This is a genomic window from Pseudomonas brenneri, from assembly GCF_007858285.1.
In the GTDB taxonomy this organism is placed as follows: Bacteria; Pseudomonadota; Gammaproteobacteria; order Pseudomonadales; family Pseudomonadaceae; genus Aquipseudomonas; species Aquipseudomonas brenneri.
The window spans coordinates 543,875-566,326 of record NZ_VFIL01000002.1 but is presented as its reverse complement, the minus strand read 5'-3'; the positions used below and the strand labels follow the sequence as shown (position 1 = coordinate 566,326).

General features: G+C 60.1%; 19 protein-coding genes and 1 pseudogene. 11 read left to right on the top strand and 9 right to left on the bottom strand.

The window, feature by feature from the left end; genetic code table 11:
- Positions 1–22: 22 nt before the first annotated feature.
- From FJD34_RS05850 to secA, 3 genes are all read right to left on the bottom strand, one after another.
- Complete coding sequence (locus tag FJD34_RS05850) at positions 23–967, bottom strand: Nudix family hydrolase (RefSeq protein WP_090291837.1); 945 nt, start codon at positions 965–967, stop codon at positions 23–25.
- A gap of 58 nt (positions 968–1,025) precedes the next feature.
- A complete protein-coding gene (argJ, locus tag FJD34_RS05845) occupies positions 1,026–2,243 on the bottom strand; it encodes a bifunctional glutamate N-acetyltransferase/amino-acid acetyltransferase ArgJ (protein WP_032862477.1) in 1,218 nt (405 codons plus the stop codon).
- 120 nt (positions 2,244–2,363) lie between these two features.
- Complete coding sequence (secA, locus tag FJD34_RS05840; protein ID WP_032862476.1) at positions 2,364–5,099, bottom strand: preprotein translocase subunit SecA; 2,736 nt, start codon at positions 5,097–5,099, stop codon at positions 2,364–2,366.
- 308 nt (positions 5,100–5,407) lie between these two features.
- Here secA and FJD34_RS05835 point away from each other — a divergent pair, with 308 nt between their 5' ends.
- Positions 5,408–5,863, top strand: coding sequence for a DUF721 domain-containing protein (locus tag FJD34_RS05835; protein ID WP_032862475.1), 456 nt, complete (start codon positions 5,408–5,410; stop codon positions 5,861–5,863).
- A 38-nt stretch (positions 5,864–5,901) separates the two neighbouring features.
- Here the strand turns inward: FJD34_RS05835 and FJD34_RS05830 are convergent, their stop codons facing one another.
- Positions 5,902–7,380 carry a helicase HerA-like domain-containing protein gene (locus FJD34_RS05830; RefSeq protein WP_032862622.1) on the bottom strand — a complete coding sequence of 493 codons (1,479 nt, stop codon included), beginning with the start codon at positions 7,378–7,380 and terminating at the stop codon, positions 5,902–5,904.
- Between the two features lie 193 nt (positions 7,381–7,573).
- Here FJD34_RS05830 and FJD34_RS28820 point away from each other — a divergent pair.
- A pseudogene (locus FJD34_RS28820) lies at positions 7,574–8,605 on the top strand (HAMP domain-containing protein); the annotation flags it as partial.
- Positions 8,606–8,698: 93 nt separating this feature from the next.
- A complete protein-coding gene (locus FJD34_RS28815) occupies positions 8,699–9,463 on the top strand; it encodes a methyl-accepting chemotaxis protein (RefSeq protein WP_371923390.1) in 765 nt (254 codons plus the stop codon).
- Positions 9,464–9,486: 23 nt separating this feature from the next.
- On the opposite strand, the gene FJD34_RS05820 is transcribed toward FJD34_RS28815, so the two are convergent.
- Positions 9,487–9,693, bottom strand: coding sequence for a hypothetical protein (locus tag FJD34_RS05820; protein WP_032862473.1), 207 nt, complete (start codon positions 9,691–9,693; stop codon positions 9,487–9,489).
- Positions 9,694–9,780: 87 nt separating this feature from the next.
- Positions 9,781–10,629 (bottom strand): formyltetrahydrofolate deformylase, encoded by an 849-nt coding sequence (gene purU, locus FJD34_RS05815; RefSeq protein ID WP_032862472.1) that lies wholly within the window; start codon positions 10,627–10,629, stop codon positions 9,781–9,783.
- 351 nt (positions 10,630–10,980) lie between these two features.
- On the opposite strand from purU, the gene mvaT reads away from it, so the two are divergent.
- On the top strand, positions 10,981–11,355 hold the full coding sequence (gene mvaT, locus FJD34_RS05810; RefSeq protein WP_029295469.1) for a histone-like nucleoid-structuring protein MvaT: 375 nt from the start codon (positions 10,981–10,983) through the stop codon (positions 11,353–11,355).
- Positions 11,356–11,444: 89 nt separating this feature from the next.
- Here mvaT and sbcB read toward each other — a convergent pair whose 3' ends face one another.
- Entirely contained in the window at positions 11,445–12,872 is a 1,428-nt protein-coding gene (gene sbcB, locus FJD34_RS05805; protein WP_090291840.1) for an exodeoxyribonuclease I, read from the bottom strand.
- A 210-nt stretch (positions 12,873–13,082) separates the two neighbouring features.
- Between sbcB and FJD34_RS05800 the strand changes: the two genes are divergently transcribed.
- The 6 genes from FJD34_RS05800 to FJD34_RS05775 are packed head-to-tail and all read left to right on the top strand — an operon-like array spanning position 13,083 to position 19,750.
- Positions 13,083–13,775, top strand: coding sequence for an RDD family protein (locus FJD34_RS05800; RefSeq protein ID WP_032862621.1), 693 nt, complete (start codon positions 13,083–13,085; stop codon positions 13,773–13,775).
- A complete protein-coding gene (locus FJD34_RS05795; RefSeq protein ID WP_032862470.1) occupies positions 13,772–14,752 on the top strand; it encodes a stage II sporulation protein M in 981 nt (326 codons plus the stop codon). Before FJD34_RS05800 ends, FJD34_RS05795 begins: the two co-directional genes overlap by 4 nt.
- Positions 14,739–16,268, top strand: a complete 1,530-nt coding sequence (locus FJD34_RS05790) for a DUF4129 domain-containing protein (RefSeq protein WP_065944001.1) — start codon at positions 14,739–14,741, stop codon at positions 16,266–16,268. Before FJD34_RS05795 ends, FJD34_RS05790 begins: the two co-directional genes overlap by 14 nt.
- Entirely contained in the window at positions 16,265–17,422 is a 1,158-nt protein-coding gene (locus FJD34_RS05785) for a DUF4350 domain-containing protein (protein ID WP_065944000.1), read from the top strand. The genes FJD34_RS05790 and FJD34_RS05785 overlap by 4 nt, the downstream gene beginning before the upstream one ends.
- Positions 17,419–18,411 (top strand): AAA family ATPase, encoded by a 993-nt coding sequence (locus FJD34_RS05780; RefSeq protein WP_090291843.1) that lies wholly within the window; start codon positions 17,419–17,421, stop codon positions 18,409–18,411. Before FJD34_RS05785 ends, FJD34_RS05780 begins: the two co-directional genes overlap by 4 nt.
- Before the next feature lie 7 nt (positions 18,412–18,418).
- Positions 18,419–19,750, top strand: coding sequence for a DUF58 domain-containing protein (locus FJD34_RS05775; protein WP_065943999.1), 1,332 nt, complete (start codon positions 18,419–18,421; stop codon positions 19,748–19,750).
- A gap of 13 nt (positions 19,751–19,763) precedes the next feature.
- Here the strand turns inward: FJD34_RS05775 and FJD34_RS05770 are convergent, their stop codons facing one another.
- Entirely contained in the window at positions 19,764–20,123 is a 360-nt protein-coding gene (locus FJD34_RS05770) for a PilZ domain-containing protein (protein ID WP_032862620.1), read from the bottom strand.
- Between the two features lie 219 nt (positions 20,124–20,342).
- Positions 20,343–20,717, bottom strand: a complete 375-nt coding sequence (locus FJD34_RS05765; RefSeq protein ID WP_032862465.1) for a tol-pal system YbgF family protein — start codon at positions 20,715–20,717, stop codon at positions 20,343–20,345.
- A 176-nt stretch (positions 20,718–20,893) separates the two neighbouring features.
- Between FJD34_RS05765 and pyk the strand changes: the two genes are divergently transcribed.
- Positions 20,894–22,345: a pyruvate kinase gene (gene pyk, locus FJD34_RS05760; protein ID WP_032862464.1), complete on the top strand. Its 1,452-nt coding sequence runs from the start codon at positions 20,894–20,896 to the stop codon at positions 22,343–22,345.
- The last annotated feature ends 107 nt before the right edge of the window (positions 22,346–22,452 follow it).

Sequence of the window (22,452 nt, the reverse complement as noted above, 5' to 3'; positions counted from 1 at the left end):
CGATGAGGCCATCACTGACAACTCAAACCTCAGGCCAGAACGCCCGAATTCCCGCAACACCTTGCGCCCCGTTCTGCCAGGCCTTCTCCCGCTCGGCAGGCCCAACCCCACCCAGCAGATACACAGGCTTGCTGAACCCACTGATCAACTGCGCCGCCTGCTCCCAACCCAACGGCTCGGCATCAGGGTGTGTCTGGGTCGGCTGCACCGGTGACAGGGTGACAAAGTCCACGTCCATCAGCTCTGCCAATGCCAACTCCTCGGCGTTGTGGCAAGACGCAGCCAACCAACGATCCTTGGGCAACGGCCGGCCTTTGCTGGCGTACTTGCGCAGTTGCGCCGACGTCATGTGCCAGCCGGCAGAAGGAAAGTCGCCCAACCACTCAAACGGCCCCTTGATCATCAGTTGCGCCTTGCCGGCACACAAACCCACGGCATCCACCGCCAGGTCACGATACCTAGGGTCGTAACCGTTGGGCGCACGCAGTTGGACCAACTTGATGCCACCGGCAATGGCCTTCTGGATACCGCGCAACAACACCGGGGTTTCCAGTTCACCAGGGGTGATCAGGTAGTCGGCGGGCAAACGGGCTGCGGCAACAATAGGCGCATTGGCTGCCGGAAATTCGTAGTTGAGCAAGTCCCGTGGTGCCACCCATTCAAGGGGCTGGCCTTCGGCGCCATGGGGCTCGCCGGTAAACCCCGAGACCTCCCAGACATCCAGCAACACCTGCTTGTCCGGGTAATCATGTTGCACCTTGATCAACGGGCGGGCCGTGGTGACCTGGATGCCCAGCTCTTCCTGCAGCTCTCGACCCAGTGCCGTGACAACCGATTCATCAGCCTCCACCTTGCCGCCAGGAAACTCCCAGAGGCCGCCCTGGTGCTGGGTGTCTGCGCGACGCGCCAGTAAAATCCGGCCATCGGTACCGCGAATGACTGCGGCTGCTACATGAACTCGTTTCACGGTATTACGTCCTCTAAGCCTACGTCTGGCGGGGCATTGCCAATGCCCCGGACAGGTATCAAGTACGGTATTCGGCGTTGATCTTCACGTATTCGTGGGACAGGTCGGTGGTCCAGATGGTTTCGCTGCACTCACCGCGCCCCAGTTCGATACGGATGGTGATTTCCTCCTGCTGCATCACCGCCGAGCCTTGGGCTTCGGTGTAGGTCTCGGCGCGCGCACCACGGCTGGCGATGCACACATCACCGAGGAACACGTCGATCTTGCTCACGTCCAGGTTCGGCACGCCGGCGCGACCCACCGCTGCGAGGATGCGGCCCCAGTTCGGGTCGGACGCAAACAGCGCGGTCTTGATCAGTGGCGAGTGGGCCACGGTGTAGCCGACATCCAGGCATTCCTGGTGATTACCGCCGCCATTGACTTGCACGGTGACGAACTTGGTCGCGCCTTCGCCGTCGCGCACGATGGCCTGGGCCACTTCCATGCACACTTCAAATACCGCCTGCTTCAACGCCGCGAACAGCGGGCCGTTGGAGGAGGTGATTTCCGGCAGGTTGGCTTTACCGGTGGCAATCAACATGCAGCAGTCGTTGGTCGAAGTATCGCCGTCGATGGTGATGCGGTTGAATGACTTGTTGGCGCCATCGAGCATCAGGTTTTGCAGCACATCGCGGGAGACTTTGGCGTCGGTGGCGATGTAGCCAAGCATGGTTGCCATGTTCGGGCGGATCATGCCCGCGCCTTTGCTGATACCGGTCACGGTGACGGTCACGCCGTCATGTTCGAACTGGCGGCTGGCGCCCTTGGGCAAGGTGTCGGTGGTCATGATCCCGGTGGCCGCGGCCGCCCAGTTATCCACGGACAAGTCGTCCAGCGCCGCTTGCAGGGCACCTTCGATTTTTTCCACGGGCAACGGCTCGCCGATCACCCCGGTGGAATACGGCAGCACCTGGCTGGCGTCCACCCCGGTCAACTCCGCCAGCTTGGCGCAAGTGCGCGCGGCAGCGGCCAGGCCAGGCTCGCCGGTACCGGCGTTGGCATTGCCGGTGTTGGTCAGCAGGTAGCGCACCGGGCCTTCGACACGTTGCTTGGCGAGGATCACAGGGGCTGCGCAAAACGCATTCAGGGTGAACACGCCTGCGATGGTCGAGCCTTCGGCACAACGCATCACCACCACATCCTTGCGCCCGGGGCGCTTGATGCCGGCCGAAGCGATACCGAGTTCAAAACCGGCAACCGGGTGCAACGTGGGCAAAGGACCAAGACCAACAGCCATGAATGCGCTCCTTAACGATGTGATGTCTGCACCGTCGTCGTCGACGGTGAATAAATGGCAAAACGCCGCGACGGCTGATGCCGGTCGCGGCGCGGGGTATTGCAGCGTCAGGCAAAAATCTTAGTTGATTTCGCCATGGCAGTGTTTGAACTTCTTGCCCGAACCGCACCAGCATGGCTCGTTGCGGCCCAGCTTCTGCTCGTTGCGCACGGGAGCCTGGGCCAGGGCCACATCGACCTCTTCACCCAGCACTTCCGGCGACTCAAGGCCCGGTGCTTCGTCATGCTGGAACTGCATGCGCGCCGCCAGGGCTTCGGCTTCCTGGCGCAGGCGGGCTTCTTCTTCAATCGGGTCTTCGCGACGCACCTGAACGTGAGACAGCACACGAATCGAATCGCGCTTGATCGAATCCAGCAACTCGGAGAACAACGTGAACGACTCGCGCTTGTACTCCTGCTTCGGATTCTTCTGAGCGTAGCCACGCAGGTGGATACCGTGGCGCAGGTGGTCCATGGTCGACAGGTGGTCTTTCCACAGGTCATCCAGCACGCGCAAGACGATTTGTTTCTCGAAGGTGCGCAGCGCTTCGGCACTGGCTTGCTCTTCTTTCTCGTTGTACGCGGCCAGCAGTTCGGCCATCAGTTTTTCGCGCAGGGTTTCTTCGTACAGGTGGTCGTCTTCGTCGAGCCATTGCTGGACCGGCAGATCGACCCCGAAATCACTCTTCAGCGCAGCTTCCAGGCCGGCAACATCCCACTGTTCAGGCAGGGATTGTGGCGGGATATGCGCGCTGACGGTGGCGTTGAGCACGTCCTGGCGGAAGTCGGCAATGGTTTCGCCAATGTTGTCGGCGGCCAGCAACGTGTTACGCATGTGATAGATCACTTTACGCTGTTCGTTGTTGACGTCATCGAACTCCAGCAGTTGCTTACGAATGTCGAAGTTGCGGCCTTCGACCTTGCGCTGGGCCTTTTCGATGGCGTTGGTCACCATGCGGTGCTCGATCGCCTCACCGGACTGCATGCCCAGAGCCTTCATGAAGTTCTTCACCCGGTCAGAGGCGAAGATACGCATCAGGCTGTCTTCCAGGGACAGGTAGAAACGGCTGGAACCGGCATCACCCTGGCGACCGGCACGACCACGCAACTGGTTGTCGATACGGCGCGATTCGTGACGCTCGGACGCGATCACCTGCAAGCCACCGGATTCCAGCACGGCCTGGTGGCGCTTCTGCCAGTCAGCCTTGATCTGGGCGATCTGCTCAGGTGTCGGATTGTCCAGGGAAGCCACTTCCACTTCCCAGTTGCCGCCCAACAGAATGTCTGTACCACGACCGGCCATGTTGGTAGCGATGGTCAGTGCGCCTGGGCGACCAGCCTGGGCAATGATCTCGGCTTCCTTTTCGTGGAACTTGGCGTTGAGGACCTTGTGCTCGATGCCTTCCTTGTTGAGCAGGTTGGACATGTGCTCGGAAGTTTCGATGGTTGCAGTACCCACCAGGACCGGACGGCCGTGGGTCATGCACTCCTTGATGTCGGCAACGATTGCAGCGTACTTCTCCTCGGCGGTCAGAAACACCAGGTCGTTGAAGTCTTTACGCGCCAGCGGCTTGTTCGGCGGGATAACCATCACCGACAGACCGTAGATCTGATGGAACTCGAACGCTTCGGTGTCAGCGGTACCGGTCATGCCGGACAGCTTGTTGTACAGGCGGAAGTAGTTCTGGAAGGTGGTCGAGGCCAACGTCTGGCTCTCGGCCTGGATGTTGAGCACTTCCTTGGCTTCGATGGCCTGGTGCAGGCCTTCGGACAAACGACGACCGGGCATGGTACGGCCGGTGTGTTCGTCGACCAGCACGACCTGGCCGTCCTGGACGATGTATTCGACGTTGCGATGGAACAGCTTGTGGGCGCGCAGACCGGCATACACGTGGGTCAACAGGCCCAGGTTGTGTGCCGAGTACAGGCTTTCGCCTTCGGCCAGCAGGCCGATCTGGGTCAGCATCTCTTCGACGAACTGGTGACCGGCTTCGTTGAGCTCGACCTGGCGGGTCTTCTCGTCGATGGAGTAATGACCTTCTTTGGTCACCACGCCTTCCACTTCCTCGATATGTTGCTCAAGGCGCGGGATCAGCTTGTTGATCTCGGTGTACAGGCGCGAGCTGTCCTCGGCCTGACCAGAGATGATCAGCGGGGTACGGGCTTCGTCGATCAGGATGGAGTCGACTTCGTCGATCACGGCAAAGTTGAGTTCGCGCTGGAATTTTTCTTCCATGCTGAACGCCATGTTGTCGCGCAGGTAGTCGAAACCGAATTCGTTGTTGGTGCCGTAGGTGATGTCGCAAGCGTAGGCGGCACGTTTCTCTTCCGGCGGCTGGAACGGCGTCACGACGCCGACGGTCAGGCCGAGGAATTCATACAGCGGGCGCATCCAGTTGGCGTCCCGGCGGGCCAGGTAATCGTTCACCGTCACAACGTGCACGCCCTTGCCGGACAGTGCGTTGAGGTAAACGCCCAGGGTTGCCACCAGGGTCTTGCCTTCACCGGTACGCATTTCGGCAATCATGCCTTCATGCAAGGTCATGCCGCCGATCAACTGCACGTCGAAGTGACGCATGCCCATGACACGCTTACCGGCTTCGCGGGCGACCGCAAAGGCTTCGGGCAGCAATTTGTCGAGGGATTCACCTTTGGCTATGCGGGCCTTGAACTCTTCGGTCTTGGCGCGCAATTGCTCATCCGACAGAGCAACCATCTGCTCTTCGAAGGCATTGACCAGCTGCACCGTCTTGAGCATGCGTTTGACTTCGCGCTCATTCTTGCTTCCAAAAAGTTTCTTTAACAAAGGCGCAAACATATCGGCAGGTTCTTCCACACATTAGGGATGAAGGGGCGCCCCGTAAGTCGCCCGAGCAGCCCTCACGGCCGCATGCGAACGAGCATTCTACCCGGAAACGAGGGTGAGGAAAGTGGCGTTGTTCCACGATGCAGACACAGCGTTCCAGGAGGGCTTGTCTAAAATAAGGGCTTTTTGCTGAACTTCAACCCATTCGAGCGAGAAGTTACTTATTGATTTAATGGATAAACTGCCAACAAAGCAATGACCACGGTGCCGCACACGCTTTCTGCTACCATGGCGGCTCTGTTACCTAAGGTGTCTAGATCATGGCATTTCGCCCTCTTACGGCCCGAGCTCCCGCCGTGCTGCTGCGCGAAGCCAAGCCTTTAAAAGCCATCTTTGGCCATGCGCAACGCCTGGGTCATCTGCAACGCCTGCTGGAAAGCCAATTGCAACCTGCGGCCCGCGAGCACTGCCATGTGGCGTCGTGGCGGGAAGGGACGCTGCTGCTGATCGTCACCGACGGGCATTGGGCAACCCGCCTGCGCTACCAGCAAAAACGCTTGCAGCGCCAACTACAGGCATTTGATGTGTTTGCCAGCCTGCTACGCATCCAGTTCAAGGTCCAGCCACCGACCGTACAGCAAGGCGCGGTGGGGCATACCATGGATTTGTCGGTGAATGCCGCCGAGACGATCCAGGCCACGGCGGACGGGATTACCGATCCGAAGTTGCGCGCGGCGCTGGAGCGGTTGGCCGCGCATGCCAAGCCCAAAACCTGAAAACCGCTCCCACAGCTGGATTGCATAGACCTTGCTGGCTACTTACGCTTGCTACCGCCAAGCAACGAGCCCAGCAACCCGCGCACCAACTGGCGACCCATCTGATTGGCAGCCTGCTGCATCGCCGACTTCAAGGCCTTGCCCGCTGTAGTTCCCAGAAACGCCCCGGCCTTGTCGGTGAAGCTCGGCTCTTCTGCAACAGGTGCAGCACCCGCCTCCGGTCCCAACTCTTTACGCGCCATCAGCACTTCATAGGCCGACTCACGATCAACCGGCTTGTCGTAGCGTCCCAACAGCGATGAGCTGGCAATCAAGGCCGCACGCTCGGCTTCGGTCAACGGCCCGATCCGCGATTGCGGCGGTGCTACCAGCACCCGCTGGACCACCTCAGGCGTACCTTTTTCCTGCAGCGTCCCCACCAGCGCCTCACCCGTACCCAGCTCAGTCAACACCGCCAGGGCCTCGAACGCCGGGTTAGGTCGGAAGCCATCAGCCACCGCCCGCAGGGATTTTTGTTCCTTGGTCGTGAACGCGCGCAGGCCATGCTGGATCCGTAGACCCAGTTGCGCCAGCACGTTGTCCGGCAGATCGCCTGGCGACTGGGTGACAAAATACACCCCCACGCCTTTGGAGCGAATCAGCCGCACCACTTGCTCCAGACGGTCCTGCAACGCCTTGGGCGTATCGGCGAACAGCAAATGCGCCTCGTCGAAAAACAGCGCCAGCAGCGGCTTGTCGGCATCGCCGCGCTCCGGCAATTGCTCGAACAACTCGGCCAGTAACCACAACAGGAAGGTCGCATAGACTTTTGGCGACTCGTGTACCAGACGGCTGGCATCCAGCAGATGAATGCGTCCACGCCCGTCGCTGGCCGGCTGCAGAATGTCTTCCAATTGCAACGCCGGCTCGCCGAACAGGGCTTCTGCGCCCTGCTGTTCCAGCACGGCCAGGCGACGCAGCAAAGCCTGGCTGGAGCCGGTCGTCATCAAGGCCGCGTCATCACCCAGCAGTTCTGGGTTGAACTTGAGGTGATTGAGCAGGGCCTTGAGGTCCTTGAGGTCCAGCAGCAGCAAGCCCTCGCGATCCGCCACCTTAAAGGCGGCATACAACGTCGACTGCTGGCTGTCGGTCAGCTCCAATAGGCTGCCCAGCAGCAACGGGCCCATTTCACTCAAGGTTGTACGAAGCGGATGACCGGACTGACCGTGGATATCCCACAGTGTTACCGGATACGCCTTAGGCGCGTAATTAAGGAACGGCATGCCGGCGATACGCTCGGCCACCTTGCCCTGGGGATTGCCTGCGGCGCCCAGGCCACACAGGTCACCCTTGATATCGGCGGCGAACACCGCGACGCCAGCATCACTGAACGCCTCCGCCAGCCGTTGCAAGGTCACGGTCTTGCCCGTGCCGGTGGCGCCGGCGATCAGGCCATGGCGATTAGCCAGGCGCATGGCCTGGGCAATGGGTTGGCCTTCGAGATCTGCGCCAATAAGAAGTTGCGAGGAGTCAGGCATTTTGTCACCCATGGTTAATCTTTAGCGCTGCACGGTCGATACAGACAAAGCGGAGACCAGAAAAGTCCTTAAAACAGAACAGATAATTCCCACACACCAAATGGAAATATCACAGTTTTTTTATCGCTGCCATTTTGCGCGCCTACACAAGAATGCGCCTCGGACATTAAGACCTTAGCGGACACGACAAGCCATGAATAAAAATCTGCGCTTCAGCCACAAAATCCTGCTTGCAGCCGCCCTTATCGTCATTGCCGCTTTTGCGTTGTTCACGTTATACAACGACTATCTGCAACGTAACGCGATTCGCGACGACCTAGACAATTATCTACATGAAATGGGTGATGTCACCGCCAGTAATATCCAGAGCTGGCTGGCCGGGCGCATTGTGCTGGTGGAGAACGCCGCCCAGAACATCGCCATCAATCCCGAGCCGGCCGTTGTCGCCAGCTTGCTGGAACAGAAAGCCCTGACATCGTCGTTCATGGCCACCTACCTGGGGGACAGCCAAGGCGGCTTCACTATTCGCCCCGATGCCAAGATGCCCGACGGCTTCGACCCACGCGTGCGTCCCTGGTACAAAGGCGCCCAGGCCAGCAATGGCTCGACCCTGACCGAACCCTATATTGATGCAGCCACCGGCCAACTGATCATTTCCATCGCCACGCCCAGCAGCAAGGCCGGACAAAGTGTCGGCGTGGTAGGTGGTGACCTGAGCCTGCAGACCCTGGTCGATAATATTGGTGCCCTGGACTTCGGCGGCATGGGTTATGCGTTTCTGGTCAGCGCCGACGGCAAGATCCTGGTCCACCCGGATAAAACCCTGGTGATGAAAACCTTGAGCGAGGTTTACCCGAATCAATCCCTGAAAATCAGCGCTGACTTCAGTGAAATTGCGGTCGATGGCAAAACCCGCATCGTCACCTTCGCCCCGATCAAGGGCTTACCGTCAGTGAACTGGTATATCGGTCTGTCGGTAGATAAAGACAAGTCCTTCGCAATGCTCAGCGAATTCCGCACTTCTGCCATCATCGCCACCGTGATTGCCGTGGCGATCATCATCGCGTTGCTGGGCATGCTGATCCGCGTGTTGCTGCAACCGCTGCACGTCATGACCCGCGCCATGGAAGACATCGCCGATGGCGAAGGCGACCTGACGCGCCGCCTCAATATCCAGAACCACGACGAGTTCGGCATTCTCGCCAAAGCCTTCAATCGCTTTGTGGAGCGGATTCACACGTCTATTCGCGAAGTGTCCTCCGCCACCGGCCAGGTCAATGAAGTGGCATTACGCGTGGTCAGTGCCTCCAACTCGTCGATGGTCAACTCTGACGAACAGGCCAACCGCACCAACAGTGTCGCGGCAGCCATCAACCAACTGGGTGCCGCAGCCCAGGAAATTGCCCGTAACGCCGCCCAGGCCTCGCACCAGGCCAGCGATGCACGCCACCTGGCCGAAGATGGCCAGCAAGTGGTGGAGCGCAATATCAAGGCCATGACGCAACTGTCCGAGATGATCAGCGCCTCCAGCAGCAATATCGAGGCACTCAACAGCAAAACCGTGAATATCGGGCAGATCCTCGAAGTGATCACCAGTATTTCCCAGCAAACCAACCTGCTGGCACTCAACGCGGCGATTGAGGCTGCGCGTGCCGGGGAAGCCGGGCGCGGGTTTGCGGTCGTGGCCGACGAAGTGCGCAACCTGGCCCATCGCACGCAAGAGTCGGCGCAACAGGTGCAAAAGATGATCGAGGAGCTGCAAGTCGGCGCCCGGGACTCGGTCAGTACCATGAGCGAAAGCCAGCGCCACAGCCTCGACAGTGTGGAAATCGCCAACCTGGCAGGCGAACGCCTGAGCAGCGTGACCCAGCGTATCGGTGAAATCGACGGTATGAACCAATCGGTGGCCACCGCTACCGAGGAACAGACCTCGGTGGTGGAATCGATCAACATCGATATCACCGAAATCAATACGCTCAATCAGGAAGGCGTGGAAAACCTGCAGTCGACCTTGCGTGCCTGCTCCGACCTGGAGCAACAAGCGGCGCGCCTGAAACAACTGGTGGGCAGCTTCCGTATCTGAACCCGAACACACTGCTCCTACATTCAACCTGCTTTGTTGCCCGGCATTGCGGCCGGGCCGGGCTTGTCGGGCGGCTCCGACTCTTCCTGCAATTGCTCCCACAATCGCGCAGCATCCGGAAAGTCCGTGCCATCCTCGGTACCCAGGGCATCCGGGTCATAGCGGCTCAAACAGCCCTCGCCCAACGTGGCAGGTGCTCGGGAAGTGGCTTTATCCAGGGGATCACTCATCGTTCGATCCTCGCAGTTGACACCAATAAAAAAGGGCCTGGGTGATTTAACGCCCAGGCCCTTTTTGCTTCAACTAAAAACAGTCGATCAGAACACCACGGTCTTGTTGCCGTGCACCAGCACCCGGTCTTCCAGGTGATAGCGCAAGCCACGGGCCAAGACCATTTTCTCGACGTCACGACCGAAGCGCACCATGTCTTCAATGCTGTCGCTGTGGCTGACGCGTACCACGTCCTGCTCGATGATGGGACCGGCGTCCAGCTCTTCGGTGACATAGTGGCAGGTTGCACCAATCAGCTTCACGCCACGCAAGGACGCCTGGTGATAGGGCTTGGCACCGACAAACGACGGCAGGAAGCTGTGGTGAATGTTGATCACCTTGCCTGCATATTCACGGCACAGTTCTGGCGGCAGGATTTGCATGTAGCGCGCCAGTACCACTACGTCAGCTTCATGCTGCTCGACCAGACGCGAGACTTCGGTGAAGGCTGGCTGTTTATTCTGCGAGTCAACCGGTACGTGGTAGTACGGAATACCATGCCACTCAACCATGCTGCGCAGGTCGTCGTGGTTGGAAATCACACAGGCGATTTCACAGTCCAGTTCGTCGCTGTGCCAGCGGTGCAACAAATCCGCCAGGCAATGGGATTCGCGGCTGGCCATCAGGACCACGCGTTTTTTCTGCTCGGTGTCGGTGATGCGCCATGTCATCGAAAACTCTTCGGCGATAGGCGCAAACGCCTCGCGAAACGCTTCGAGGCCAAAAGGCAGCGTGTCGGCCCGGATTTCGTGGCGCATGAAAAACCAACCACTGAGATTGTCCGAGTGATGACTCGCTTCGGTGATCCAGCCATTGTGGGAGGCCAGAAAGTTACTGACTTTAGCGACGATACCAACCCGATCCGGGCAAGCAATCACCAGACGAAAAGTGCGCATTAGGGGCAAACTCCAGAACTTCGCAAAGGCCGCCATTCTAGCGACACCGTAGAAAAACTGCAGTATTCCTCAACGCTTATTCGAGCGATTCCTTGCGGTGTCCCTAAACTGCGTACGGTTTTTACCTGAGCATTATGTCAACACGAGCATCTGTTACGGCAATTAGCCAAGATTTAATGAGAATATCTTTAGCCGCTTGTACGCACTAAATAATGCACTCACTCCCACCTTCCCTACAAACAAGCAAAGTAAATTACATAAAACCGAGCTTAAATGTTTACTTGGGGAAACTGTCTGACTATTATTAGGCCACTATCCCTGTCCCTCAGCGCCCCGCATAAGGTAGTCCACATGTCCCTGATCAACGAATACCGTGCCACCGAAGAAGCTATCAAAGAGCTGCAAGCCCGTTTGAAGAACCTGTCCCAAGACGACAAACTGCAAACCGAGCTGGAATTCGAAGGCAAACTGCGCACCCTGATGGGTGAGTACTCCAAATCCCTGCGTGACATCATCGCGCTGCTGGATCCGGAATCGAAAGTTAAAGCACCACGCGGCGCGGTAAAAGTTACCGGCACCAAGCGCGCGCGCAAGGTCAAGCAATACAAAAACCCGCACAACGGCGAAGTGATTGAAACCAAAGGTGGCAACCACAAGACTCTGAAAGAGTGGAAAGCCAAGTGGGGCGGTGACGTGGTTGAAGGCTGGGCTACCCTGCTGGGCTAAGGCTCGCCAGGTCGCCACCTGATTCGCGACACAATAAAAAACGCCAGTTCGCTGGCGTTTTTTTATTGCCGTCTTTTATAAAGTGCCGATTACAGACTCAGGCGCTGGCGTAAAGCGTCAGCATATTCCTGCCATTCATCCAGTACCTGACGCTGAAACGATGTAGCACTAACGTCCAATTCAAGCCTGGCTTTATTGAAACTCTCAAGGGTATTGGGCGCACCGTAATCCGCGTCTGACAAGCGTTGCTGACAGAATAGTTTCCAGCGTTGTTGCTCTTCATCGTCCAAGGTGTACGCAAAGTTACGGGCACGATAGCGAAACAATAATTCCGGCAAACGATGATCATCAAAAGGCCACTGCTGGCGTGCTAATTGCGCAGGCTCCGCAGTCCGGACTTGTTCACATAACCGCCGATCCCGATCACCAATAAAACCATCGTAGAGCTGTTGCTCCGGGTCGGTGCTGGCAGCGAAATCTTCTTCGGCATAAATCGCTGGCAATTTATCCTGCCAAAGTTCCTGTGCGTCAGTTAGCCGCAGTGCCCGGGCCTGATATTCACTCATGTCCAGATTCAAGCGCTGCTGGTCTTGTGCCCGCAACACACTCAGCGGCGCAACCACCGGGCAACGATTGATGTGTATTAGTTTGAGCGGCACCGGCAACTCACCTTCGGCCAACTCATCGCGTCGGGTATACAGACGCTGGCGCAGGGTTTCGGCATCCAGGTCCAGCAACCCCTGCGGGTCGAGCCCCAGGTCACAGACAATCAACGCGTTGCGATTGCGCGGATGCCACGCCAGCGGCAGGACGACCCCCAGGTAATGGCGTTCGGCGGAGAAACGCCCGGAAATATGCACCATAGGCTGCAACAGGCGGATTTGATCCATGACCCGCTGCTTGCTGCGCAGTTGAAACAACCACTCGTACAACTTGGGTTGCTTGTCCCGGACCAGGCGCGCCAAGGCGATGGTGGCACGCACGTCGGCCAAGGCCTCGTGAGCCTGGCCATGGTCGATCCCATTGGCCGCCGTCAAGCGCTCCAGCTTGAGGGTCACGTGCCCGTCCTGCTCGGGCCAGACGATGCCGTCGGGACGCAGGGCATAAGCCGTGCGCATCACATCGATCAAGTCCCAACGGCTGTTTCCGCCCTGCCATTCCCGCGCATAAGGGTCGAAAAAGTTGCGATACAAACTGTAGCGAGTCATTTCATCGTCGAAACGCAGGGTGTTGTAACCCGCGCCGCAGGTGCCGGGGGCCGCCAGTTCGGCATGCACCCGCGTCATGAAATCGGCTTCGGCCAGGCCTTTTTCCGCCAGTTGGCCGGGGGTAATGCCAGTGATCATGCACGCAGCCGGGTGCGGCAGGATATCCTCGCTGGGCTGGCAATAGAGGTTGACCGGCGGCCCTATCTCATTGAGGTCAAGGTCGGTGCGAATCCCGGCGACCTGCAGCGGGCGGTCGCTGCGTGGGTTGATGCCGGTGGTTTCATAGTCGTACCAGAAGATCGAGGTCACGGGCTATTCCTGTGCTGAAGACCGACAAAGTCTAGGCGCTGGACGCCGCTCGGGGCTAGCGCCATGTGCACTGGATAAACATTCAGTGAAACCTTGGCGCATTTTCTGGTGTTACTTCCAGCGACGACACTGCTAGCATCGGCCTCTCAACTTGCCGGCCAGCCGATGAGGTTGCCCATGCCCAGCCACGCCGCACTGCCAGGGAACGCAATGCCCACCGCCCCATTGGACACTCGCTACCAGATCGAGACCCCCGAAGGTATCGACCTGCCCTTGCGCCCCGCCGGGCTGATGCCCCGGGCACTGGCATTCGGTTTCGACCTGGGACTGCGCGGCCTGATCCTCGGCATCCTGTTCATCGCCCTGGCGTTTCTCGGCAACCTGGGCATCGGCCTCGGCTCGATCCTGCTGTTTCTCGTCAGTTGGTGGTACATGGTGCTGTTCGAAGTGCTTAACCAGGGCTGTTCACCGGGCAAGCAGATCATGGGCCTGCGCGTGGTACAGGATGACGGCACGCCCATTGGCTGGTCCGCCTCCTTGATCCGCAACCTGCTGCGCTTTGTCGATATGTTGCCGTTCGGCTACTTCCTCGGCGCCATCAGTTGCCTGCAACATCCCCACTTCAAGCGCCTGGGCGACATTGCGGCCGGGACACTGGTGATTTATCGCGAGCAGCCCCTGGCCCGGCCACACGTGCCCCAGGCCCCGGCATTGCGCCTGCCCTTTGCCCTTGAGCTGAACGAGCAGCGGGCGATCCTGGGTTTTGCCGAGCGCCAGGCCGATCTCTCCGCCGAACGGACCCACGAGCTGGCGGCGATTCTGGCCACGCCCCTGCAGGTTTCCCCCGCACGCGCCGTGGAACAACTCAATGGCGTGGCCCGTGGCCTGCTGGGGCCTTCATGAAACAGAGCCTGTTCGAAACCCGTCACCAGCCGCATTGGCAGGCCTTCGCCACGCAAGTGACACTGCTTGAACAAGGCAAGGCCAAGACCCAGGACCTGACGCACTTCCCCCATGATTACCGACGCCTGTGCCAACACCTGGCGCTGGCGCAGGAGCGCGGCTACAGCAGCTACCTGGTAGACCCACTGCAACAACTGGCCCTGCGCGGCCATCAACAACTGTATCGCCATCGCAGCCAACTCGGCGCCAAGACCCTGAGCTTCCTGCTGGCCGACTTTCCCCGTACGGTTCGCGAACAGTGGCGCTTCGTGCTGGTGGCCTGCCTGCTGTTCTTTGGCAGCCTGATCGGTATTGCGCTGCTGGTCTATCTGTTCCCCGACCTGATCTACGCCATCGTCAGCCCCCAGCAAGTGACCGAGATGCAGGGTATGTACGACCCCGACGCCAGCCGCCTGGGGCGCGCGGCCGAGCGGGCATCGAGTGAGGACTGGATGATGTTCGGCTACTACGTCATGCACAACATCGGCATCGCCTTCCAGACCTTCGCCGGCGGCTTGCTGTTTGGCCTGGGCAGCGTGTTTTTCCTGTTTTTCAATGGCCTGATGATCGGCGCCATCGCCGGGCACCTGACAGAAATCGGCTACGGGCAAACCTTCTGGTCCTTTGTCATCGGCCATGGTGCCTTTGAACTGACGGCCATCGCCCTGGCCGGCGCGGCTGGCCTGCAATTGGGCTGGGCCTTGATCGCACCGGGTGCGCTGCCCCGGGGTGAAGCCCTGCGGCTGGCCGCCCGTAAAAGCGTGCAAATGATCTGTGGGGTAATTGTATTCCTGCTGATTGCCGCCTTTATAGAAGCCTATTGGTCCTCCACAACCGCCGTGGAGCCTTGGGGGAAATACCTGGTGGGCGCCACGCTCTGGGCGATGGTGATCGCCTATCTGCTGTTCGCCGGCAGGAGTCGTCATGCGCCTGAGTGACGCCAGCGTGGTGATCCGCCCTCGCTCCACATGGGAGGCCATGGACCTGGGGGTATTGCTGGCCCGTGAGCACCGTGTGCTATTGATGAGCAGTTGGGCCTTGGTGAGCCTGCCGATCTTTGCCCTGATCAGCCTTGTACTGTGGGACTACCCGTCTGTAGCCGTGCTGGTGTTCTGGTGGTTGAAACCCGCCTTTGAGCGCCTGCCGCTGTATATCCTGTCCAAGGCGCTATTTGGCGAGACACCCACTCTCAAGCAAGCGCTGCGCCAATGGCCGCGCCTGCTCAAGGGGCAACTGCTGGCCAGCCTGACCTGGAGACGCTTTAGCCTCAGTCGCAGCTTTGTCATGCCCGTGGTGCAACTTGAAGGCCTCGCAGGCCAGGCCCGCCAACAGCGGTTGGGAGTGCTGCAACAACGTAATGCCGGCGCTGCACGCTGGCTGACGCTGATCGGCATACACCTGGAAACAGCCCTGTGGATTGGCTTGATGGCGCTGTTCTACCTCTTCCTGCCACAACAGGTAGAGCTGGACTGGGACTGGCAGCAACTGGCGCTGGCCAGCAGCCAGGACTGGCTCTGGCTGGAACACCTGAGCAATGCCTTCTACGCCCTGATTCTGGTGCTCTGGGAGCCAATCTATGTGGCGTGTGGATTCAGCCTCTACCTGAACCGGCGTACCGTGCTTGAAGCCTGGGACCTGGAATTGGTGTTCCGCCGTTTGCGCCAGCGCCTGGGATCGGCAGTGGCCGTCCTGCTGCTGGCTGTCGGCCTGCTGGTGGTCCCGCCAACACCCCACGCCATGGCCGATCAACCCCAGCCCGCGAAACCGTTGAGTACGCCCGCCGCCAGCCAGGCGATCAAGCGCCTGCTGGAACACCCCCCCTTCAAGAACCCAGAGACCGTTACCCGCTACCGTTTTGGCGAGGACAAGACCACCGACAAAGCCAAGCCCACAGGTGATGCACGGCTGCCTGCCTGGCTTGAGTCCTTATTCAAAAAGCTCAACAGCGACACATTCAAGTCCCTGGCACTCGTCATGGAGGTGCTGTTGTGGGGCCTGCTGATCGCAGGTATTGGCCTGGTCGCCTGGCGCTATCGCGACTGGTTGCACGCCTTTGTCAGCCGTCGCCGCGCAGCCCGCCCCACGCCAACGCAACCGATGCCGTCACAACTATTCGGCCTGGACATGGGTGTGGAAACCTTGCCCGACGATATCGCCAGTGCCGCCGAGCAACTCTGGGCCACGCAACCCCGTGAAGCCCTTGGCCTGCTGTATCGCGGCCTGCTTAGCCGGCTGCTGCATGACTTCAACCTGCCACTGAAAAACGCCGACACCGAAGGTCAGGTCCTGGAACACGTGCGCCATTTGCAACATCCACAACTGCTGGCGTTCAGCGACGACCTGACCCGGCACTGGCAAAATCTCGCCTATGGCCATCGCGTACCGACGCCCCTGGCCCAACAACAGCTCTGCACCCATTGGCGCAGCTTGTTCAACAGCGAGGCCGCGCAATGAACCGGCTGCTGATCTGGCTCGGGTTGATCCTGGCGTGCCTGCTGACGGCAGGAGGCTTCTACGCCTGGCACAAGGCGATCCCCTATGAGGAAGTCGTCGATCGCGGGCCATCCCCCGAAGCCCAGGCCAATCCCTACCTGGCTGCGGAACATTTCCTCAGCCAGCAAGGCCTGGCCGTCGAGCACGCCCAAAACCTGGAGCGCTTGGCCACCCTGCCCGCCAAAGGCAGCAGCCTGCTGTTGCTCAGCGAGCGCAGTAACATGACCCCACGCCAGGTTGAACAACTGCTGGAGTGGACCAAGGCCGGCGGCCATCTGCTGCTGGTGGCCGAAGCCATCTGGGATGAAGAAACCCAGGACAGCGGCGACCTGCTGCTCGATCGACTGCAGTTGCGCCAGGCCTTCAGCGATGATTTCGACCAGCCGGCTCCCGCTCGCAAGGGCAAGAAACCGGACCTGACACGGCTCTATGTCGATAACGAAACCGCACCGGCGTTTTTCAGTTTCGACACGGACTTCAACCTCATCGACCCCAGGCACCTTGCACAGTTTTCGGCCAACAGCGCCAAGTCCAGCCACCTGATGCAACTCAATCTCGGGCACGGTCGGGTGACCGTGATCACCGACAGCGAGCTGTGGAAAATCCCGGCCATCGGCTTGCACGACAACGCCTGGCTACTGTGGTACCTGACCCAGGGCAGCGATGTCACCCTGCTGTCCAATACTGATGTCGAGAATCTGTTCAGCCTGTTGCTGCGTTATTTCCCCCAGGCCCTGGTGGCACTCGCCGCCTTGATTCTGCTGGGGTTGTGGCGCGCCGGAGTACGCCAAGGGCCCATCCAGGCGCCGGCCCCGAAAGCCCGCCGCCAATTGCTGGAACACCTGAATGCCAGTGCCGACTTCCTGCTGCGCCGCAGCGGGCAAAACAGCCTGCTGCAAGCCTTGCAGCGCGATATCCAGCGCACCGCGCGCCGCCGCCACCCCGGATTCGAGCAACTGGATACCGCCGGACAATGGCAGGCCCTTGAACGCCTGACCCGTCAACCCGCTTCAATTATCAGCCAGGCCCTCGGCCCACTCCCGGCAAAGCGGCTTTCCAGCGCCGACTTCAGCCGCCAGGTGGCCTGCCTGCAAACTCTCAGGAATGCCCTATGAGCGACTCTCCAGTGGACTTATCCAACACCCTCGACACCGGGCGGGCCACCCAGTTGGCCCAAGCGCTGCGCACCGAATTGCGCAAGGCGGTGATTGGCCAGGATGCGGTGATCGATGACGTACTGACTGCGCTGATCGCCGGCGGCCATGTACTGCTCGAAGGCGTTCCCGGCCTGGGCAAGACCTTGCTGGTACGCGCCCTGGCCCGCTGCTTTGACGGCGACTTCGCACGTATCCAGTTCACCCCGGACCTGATGCCCAGCGATGTCACAGGTCATGCCGTGTACGACTTGCACACCGAACAGTTCAAGCTGCGCAAAGGGCCGTTGTTCACCCACCTGCTACTGGCGGACGAGATCAACCGGGCCCCGGCGAAAACCCAGGCCGCCTTGCTCGAAGCCATGCAGGAACGCCAGGTCACCCTTGAGGGCGAAGCCTTGCCTATCGGCCAACCCTTTATGGTGCTGGCCACCCAGAACCCCATCGAGCAGGAAGGCACTTACCCGCTACCTGAGGCCGAACTCGACCGGTTCATGCTCAAGGTGCGCATGGACTACCCGAACGCGCAGCAAGAGCTGGATATGGTGCGTGAAGTGACCCGTTCATCCCGCGCCGACATGCTCGACGTACAGCCTCTGCGCACCGTGCTCCAGGCCAAGGATGTGCTGCTGTTACAGCAGGTCGCCAGTGAGCTGGCCCTGGATGAGCAGGTACTCGACTACGCCGTACGCCTGGCCCGCACCACCCGCACCTGGCCCGGCCTGATCCTTGGCGCCGGACCGCGGGCCTCCATCGCCCTGGTCCGTGGTGCCCGCGCCCGCGCCCTGCTGCGCGGTGGCGAATTCGTGACCCCGGACGACATCAAGAGCTGCGCGCTAGCGGTGTTGCGCCATCGGGTACGCATCGCCCCGGAGCTGGATATCGAAGGGCTGGAAGTGGATCAGGTGCTGACCCAACTGCTCGACCAAGTGTCGGCACCCCGCCAGTGACCTGCCCATGAGACCCACTCGCCTGTTGCTGGCCTGGCTCGCGGTGTTGCTGGGTCTGAACATCGCCCTCGGAACGGCCATGGCCCTGCAATTCAAGGTGCCGGTCACCCTGCACTCCGTGGCCTGGGGCCTGCTCCTGGCGCTGTTGTTGCTGACATTGCTCGATGCGGCCCGCCTCAAGCGCCGCCCCTCGCCACGCCTGCGCCGGCAGATGCCGGGCAGCCTGGCTTTGGGGCGCTGGAGCGAGGTGCGGATTACCCTGGAGCATGACTATCCACAGCCGCTGATCCTGAAGGTGTTTGATCACGTACCGGATGGATTGAGCATGCAAAACCTGCCGCAGTCCATCGCCCTGCGCCCCGGTGAGCACAGTGACCTGGGCTACCGCCTGCGACCCTTGAGCCGCGGGCATTTCAGCTTCGAACGCTGTGAGGTGCACCTGCCCAGCCCCCTGGGATTGTGGACAGCAAAACGCCAGGTGCCGGTCAAGGATGCCACACGGGTCTATCCGGATTTTGCCCGCCTGTACGGTGCTCAGTTACTCGCCGTGGATAACTGGCTCAGCCAACTGGGTGTACGCCAGCGCCAGCGTCGCGGCCTGGGCCTGGAGTTTCATCAACTGCGGGAGTTTCGCGAGGGTGACAGCCTGCGCCAGATCGACTGGAAGGCTACCGCACGGCAACGCACGCCGATTGCCCGGGAATACCAGGATGAACGCGACCAGCAGATTGTCTTCATGCTCGATTGCGGCAGGAGGATGCGTAGCCAGGACGGCGAACTGTCGCATTTCGACCACGCCCTCAACGCCTGCCTGCTGCTCAGCTATGTAGCCTTGCGCCAGGGCGATGCCGTGGGCCTGTGTACCTTCGCCAGCGACCAGCCGCGCTACCTGGCGCCGGTCAAGGGCAGTGGCCAATTGAACCAGTTGCTCAACGCGGTATACGACCTGGACACCACCCGACGAGCCGTTGACTACCAGGGCGCGGCCAATCAACTGCTGGCCCGCCAGAAACGCCGGGCGCTGGTGATTGTCGTGACCAACCTGCGTGATGAAGACGACGAGGATCTGCTTACCGCAGTCAAGCGCATCGGTCGCCAGCATCGGGTATTGGTCGCGAGCCTGCGCGAAGAAGTGCTGGATCAAGTGCGCCAGGCCCCCGTGCAAACCCTACCGCAAGCGCTGGCCTACTGTGGCAGTGTCGACTACCTCAATGCCCGGGAAGAACTGCATGACCGCCTGAAAGCGCAGGGCCTGGCGGTGCTGGATGCCCACCCCTCGGACCTGGGAGCCGACCTGGTCACCCGTTACCTGGGTTGGAAAAAAGCCGGCGTGCTATGAAGGGCGTATGGCGCTAGGCCGAAGTCTGCAAGGGGTAAAAACTGAAGTACTGCAACAACGCGACCATCAGTTGCCCGTACTCGGCGGGTGCCTGCAGCAGGATGAACCCCGAATCGTAATGTAGGGGGTTAATATCTTCACGACTCCACAGGCAAGTGGCCGTAAAATCAATGGCATGCATATCCCCCTCAGGTCCGGGGATTTTCAAGCGCAGCTCAAAATCCACGTTGACCATCATGGGTAATTGGCTGATCAGCATCAGCCCTTCACTGGAGATGTTGCCCAAGTAACCGATGGGCTTATCCGTGAAGCGGTTGAATACCTGTAAAAAGCCGGGCAATTGATGCCGCTCAATTCGTCGGTCGGTAAACATGCTGAGATCGCCGTCCAATGGCCATGACTCTGGCCGCTCCTGTGATACGGGTCGGAGCGCTGCCTGCAACGCCCCGCTCTCCCTGGATCTCGGTACGACATCACGTTAGCTGCGCCGAAACTCGGGTTTTATATCTGTTTGACTTGAAAGTTGTACAAACGGACATCCAAAGAATAGCCTAACTCTGGCAAGAGGCCAGCTATGAAATGACAAATGTCATTACAAGGCTGCTGGGCGTGCTCGTGCCGGGCTTGCACCGGGGTAATGCCCCAGTTGTTGCAGCGTGTCCAGGCGTGCGCGAGCGCGGAACGCGTATTCGCTCGCCGGGTATTGGCTGATGATGAACTGATAGGTCTGCACCGCGTCCACAAACAACTTCTGCCGCTCCAGGCACTGCCCACGCAGCATCGAGACCTCCGGCTGCACGTAGCGACGGGAGCGGCTTTCACGGTCGACCTGGGACAACTCCAACGTGACCCGTTCGCAGTCGCCTACGTTGTAGGCACGGTAGGCATTGTTCAAATGATGGTCCATCGACCAACGGGTACAGCCGACAACACTGACGGCCAGGGCAGCAATGATCAAAACTCGCATGGGGTGTTCTCCTGTCTTGAGCAGTGTATCGACCCTTGGGCGAAAATCTTCAGGGTTGTTCGTCCCGCTCCTTAGAGTGAAAACAAGCGAATCGATAATAAGTAGTGCAAACGAACAATGACTACAGCCAAAGAGCATAGTAGCCTTCCCCAGCGCTAGAACTCAGGAGTCCGTGCATGTCCGTCCGTCGTACCAAAATCGTCGCCACCCTTGGCCCGGCCAGTAACTCGCCGGAAGTCCTCGAACAGCTGATTCTGGCTGGCCTGGACGTTGCCCGTCTGAACTTCTCCCACGGCACCCCGGACGAGCACAAGGCTCGCGCCAAGCTGGTACGTGACATCGCCGCCAAGCATGGCCGCTTCGTCGCGCTGCTGGGTGACCTGCAAGGTCCGAAGATCCGGATCGCCAAATTCGCCAACAAGCGCATCGAGCTGAAGATCGGTGACAAGTTCACCTTCTCCACCAGCCATCCGCTGACCGAAGGCAACCAGCAAGTCGTGGGTATCGACTACCCGGACCTGGTCAAGGATTGCGGCGTCGGCGACGAACTGCTGCTGGACGATGGCCGAGTGGTCATGCGCGTCGACACCGCCACCGTCACCGAGCTGAACTGCACCGTGATCATCGGCGGCCCGCTGTCCGACCACAAAGGCATCAACCGTCGTGGTGGTGGCTTGACCGCGCCAGCCCTGACTGAAAAAGACAAGGCTGACATCAAGCTCGCCGCCGAAATGGAAGTGGACTACCTCGCCGTGTCCTTCCCACGCGACGCCGCCGACATGGAATACGCCCGCCAACTGCGCGACGAGGCCGGCGGTACCGCCTGGCTGGTGGCGAAGATCGAGCGCGCCGAAGCCGTGGCCGACGACGAAACCCTCGACGGCCTGATCAAGGCATCCGACGCAGTGATGGTTGCCCGCGGCGACCTCGGCGTGGAAATCGGTGATGCTGAGCTGATCGGCATCCAGAAGAAAATCATCCTGCACGCTCGTCGCCACAATAAAGCGGTGATCGTGGCGACCCAGATGATGGAGTCGATGATCCAGAACCCGATGCCGACCCGTGCCGAAGTGTCCGACGTGGCCAACGCCGTGCTCGACTACACCGACGCCGTGATGCTCTCGGCGGAAAGTGCTGCCGGCCCGTACCCGCTGGAAGCGGTCCAGGCCATGGCGCGTATCTGTGTCGGCGCCGAAAAGCACCCGACCAGCAAGACCTCCAGCCACCGCATCGGCAAAGTGTTCGAAAGCTGCGACCAGAGCATCGCCCTGGCCGCCATGTACACCGCCAACCACTTCCCGGGTGTAAAGGCGATCATCGCCTTGACCGAAAGTGGCTACACGCCGTTGATCATGTCGCGTATCCGCTCCTCGATCCCGATCTACGCGTTCTCCCCGCACCGCGAAACCCAGGCCCGTGCGGCCATGTTCCGTGGCGTGTACACCGTACCGTTCGACCCGGCGTCCCTGCCGCCTGAGCAAGTCAGCCAGGCTGCCATCGACGAACTGCTCAAGCGTGGCGTTGTGGAGAAAGGCGATTGGGTGATCCTGACCAAAGGTGACAGCTATCACACCATCGGTGGCACCAACGGCATGAAGATCCTGCATGTTGGCGACAAGATGGTCTGAGTGACCTGCTGAAAGCAAAGGCCCTGTCATGTGAGTGACAGGGCCTTTTGCATTTCTAATCAGGGTGAGGTGGTGGTTGCACTGGCGCTTTCGCGGGCAAGCCCGCT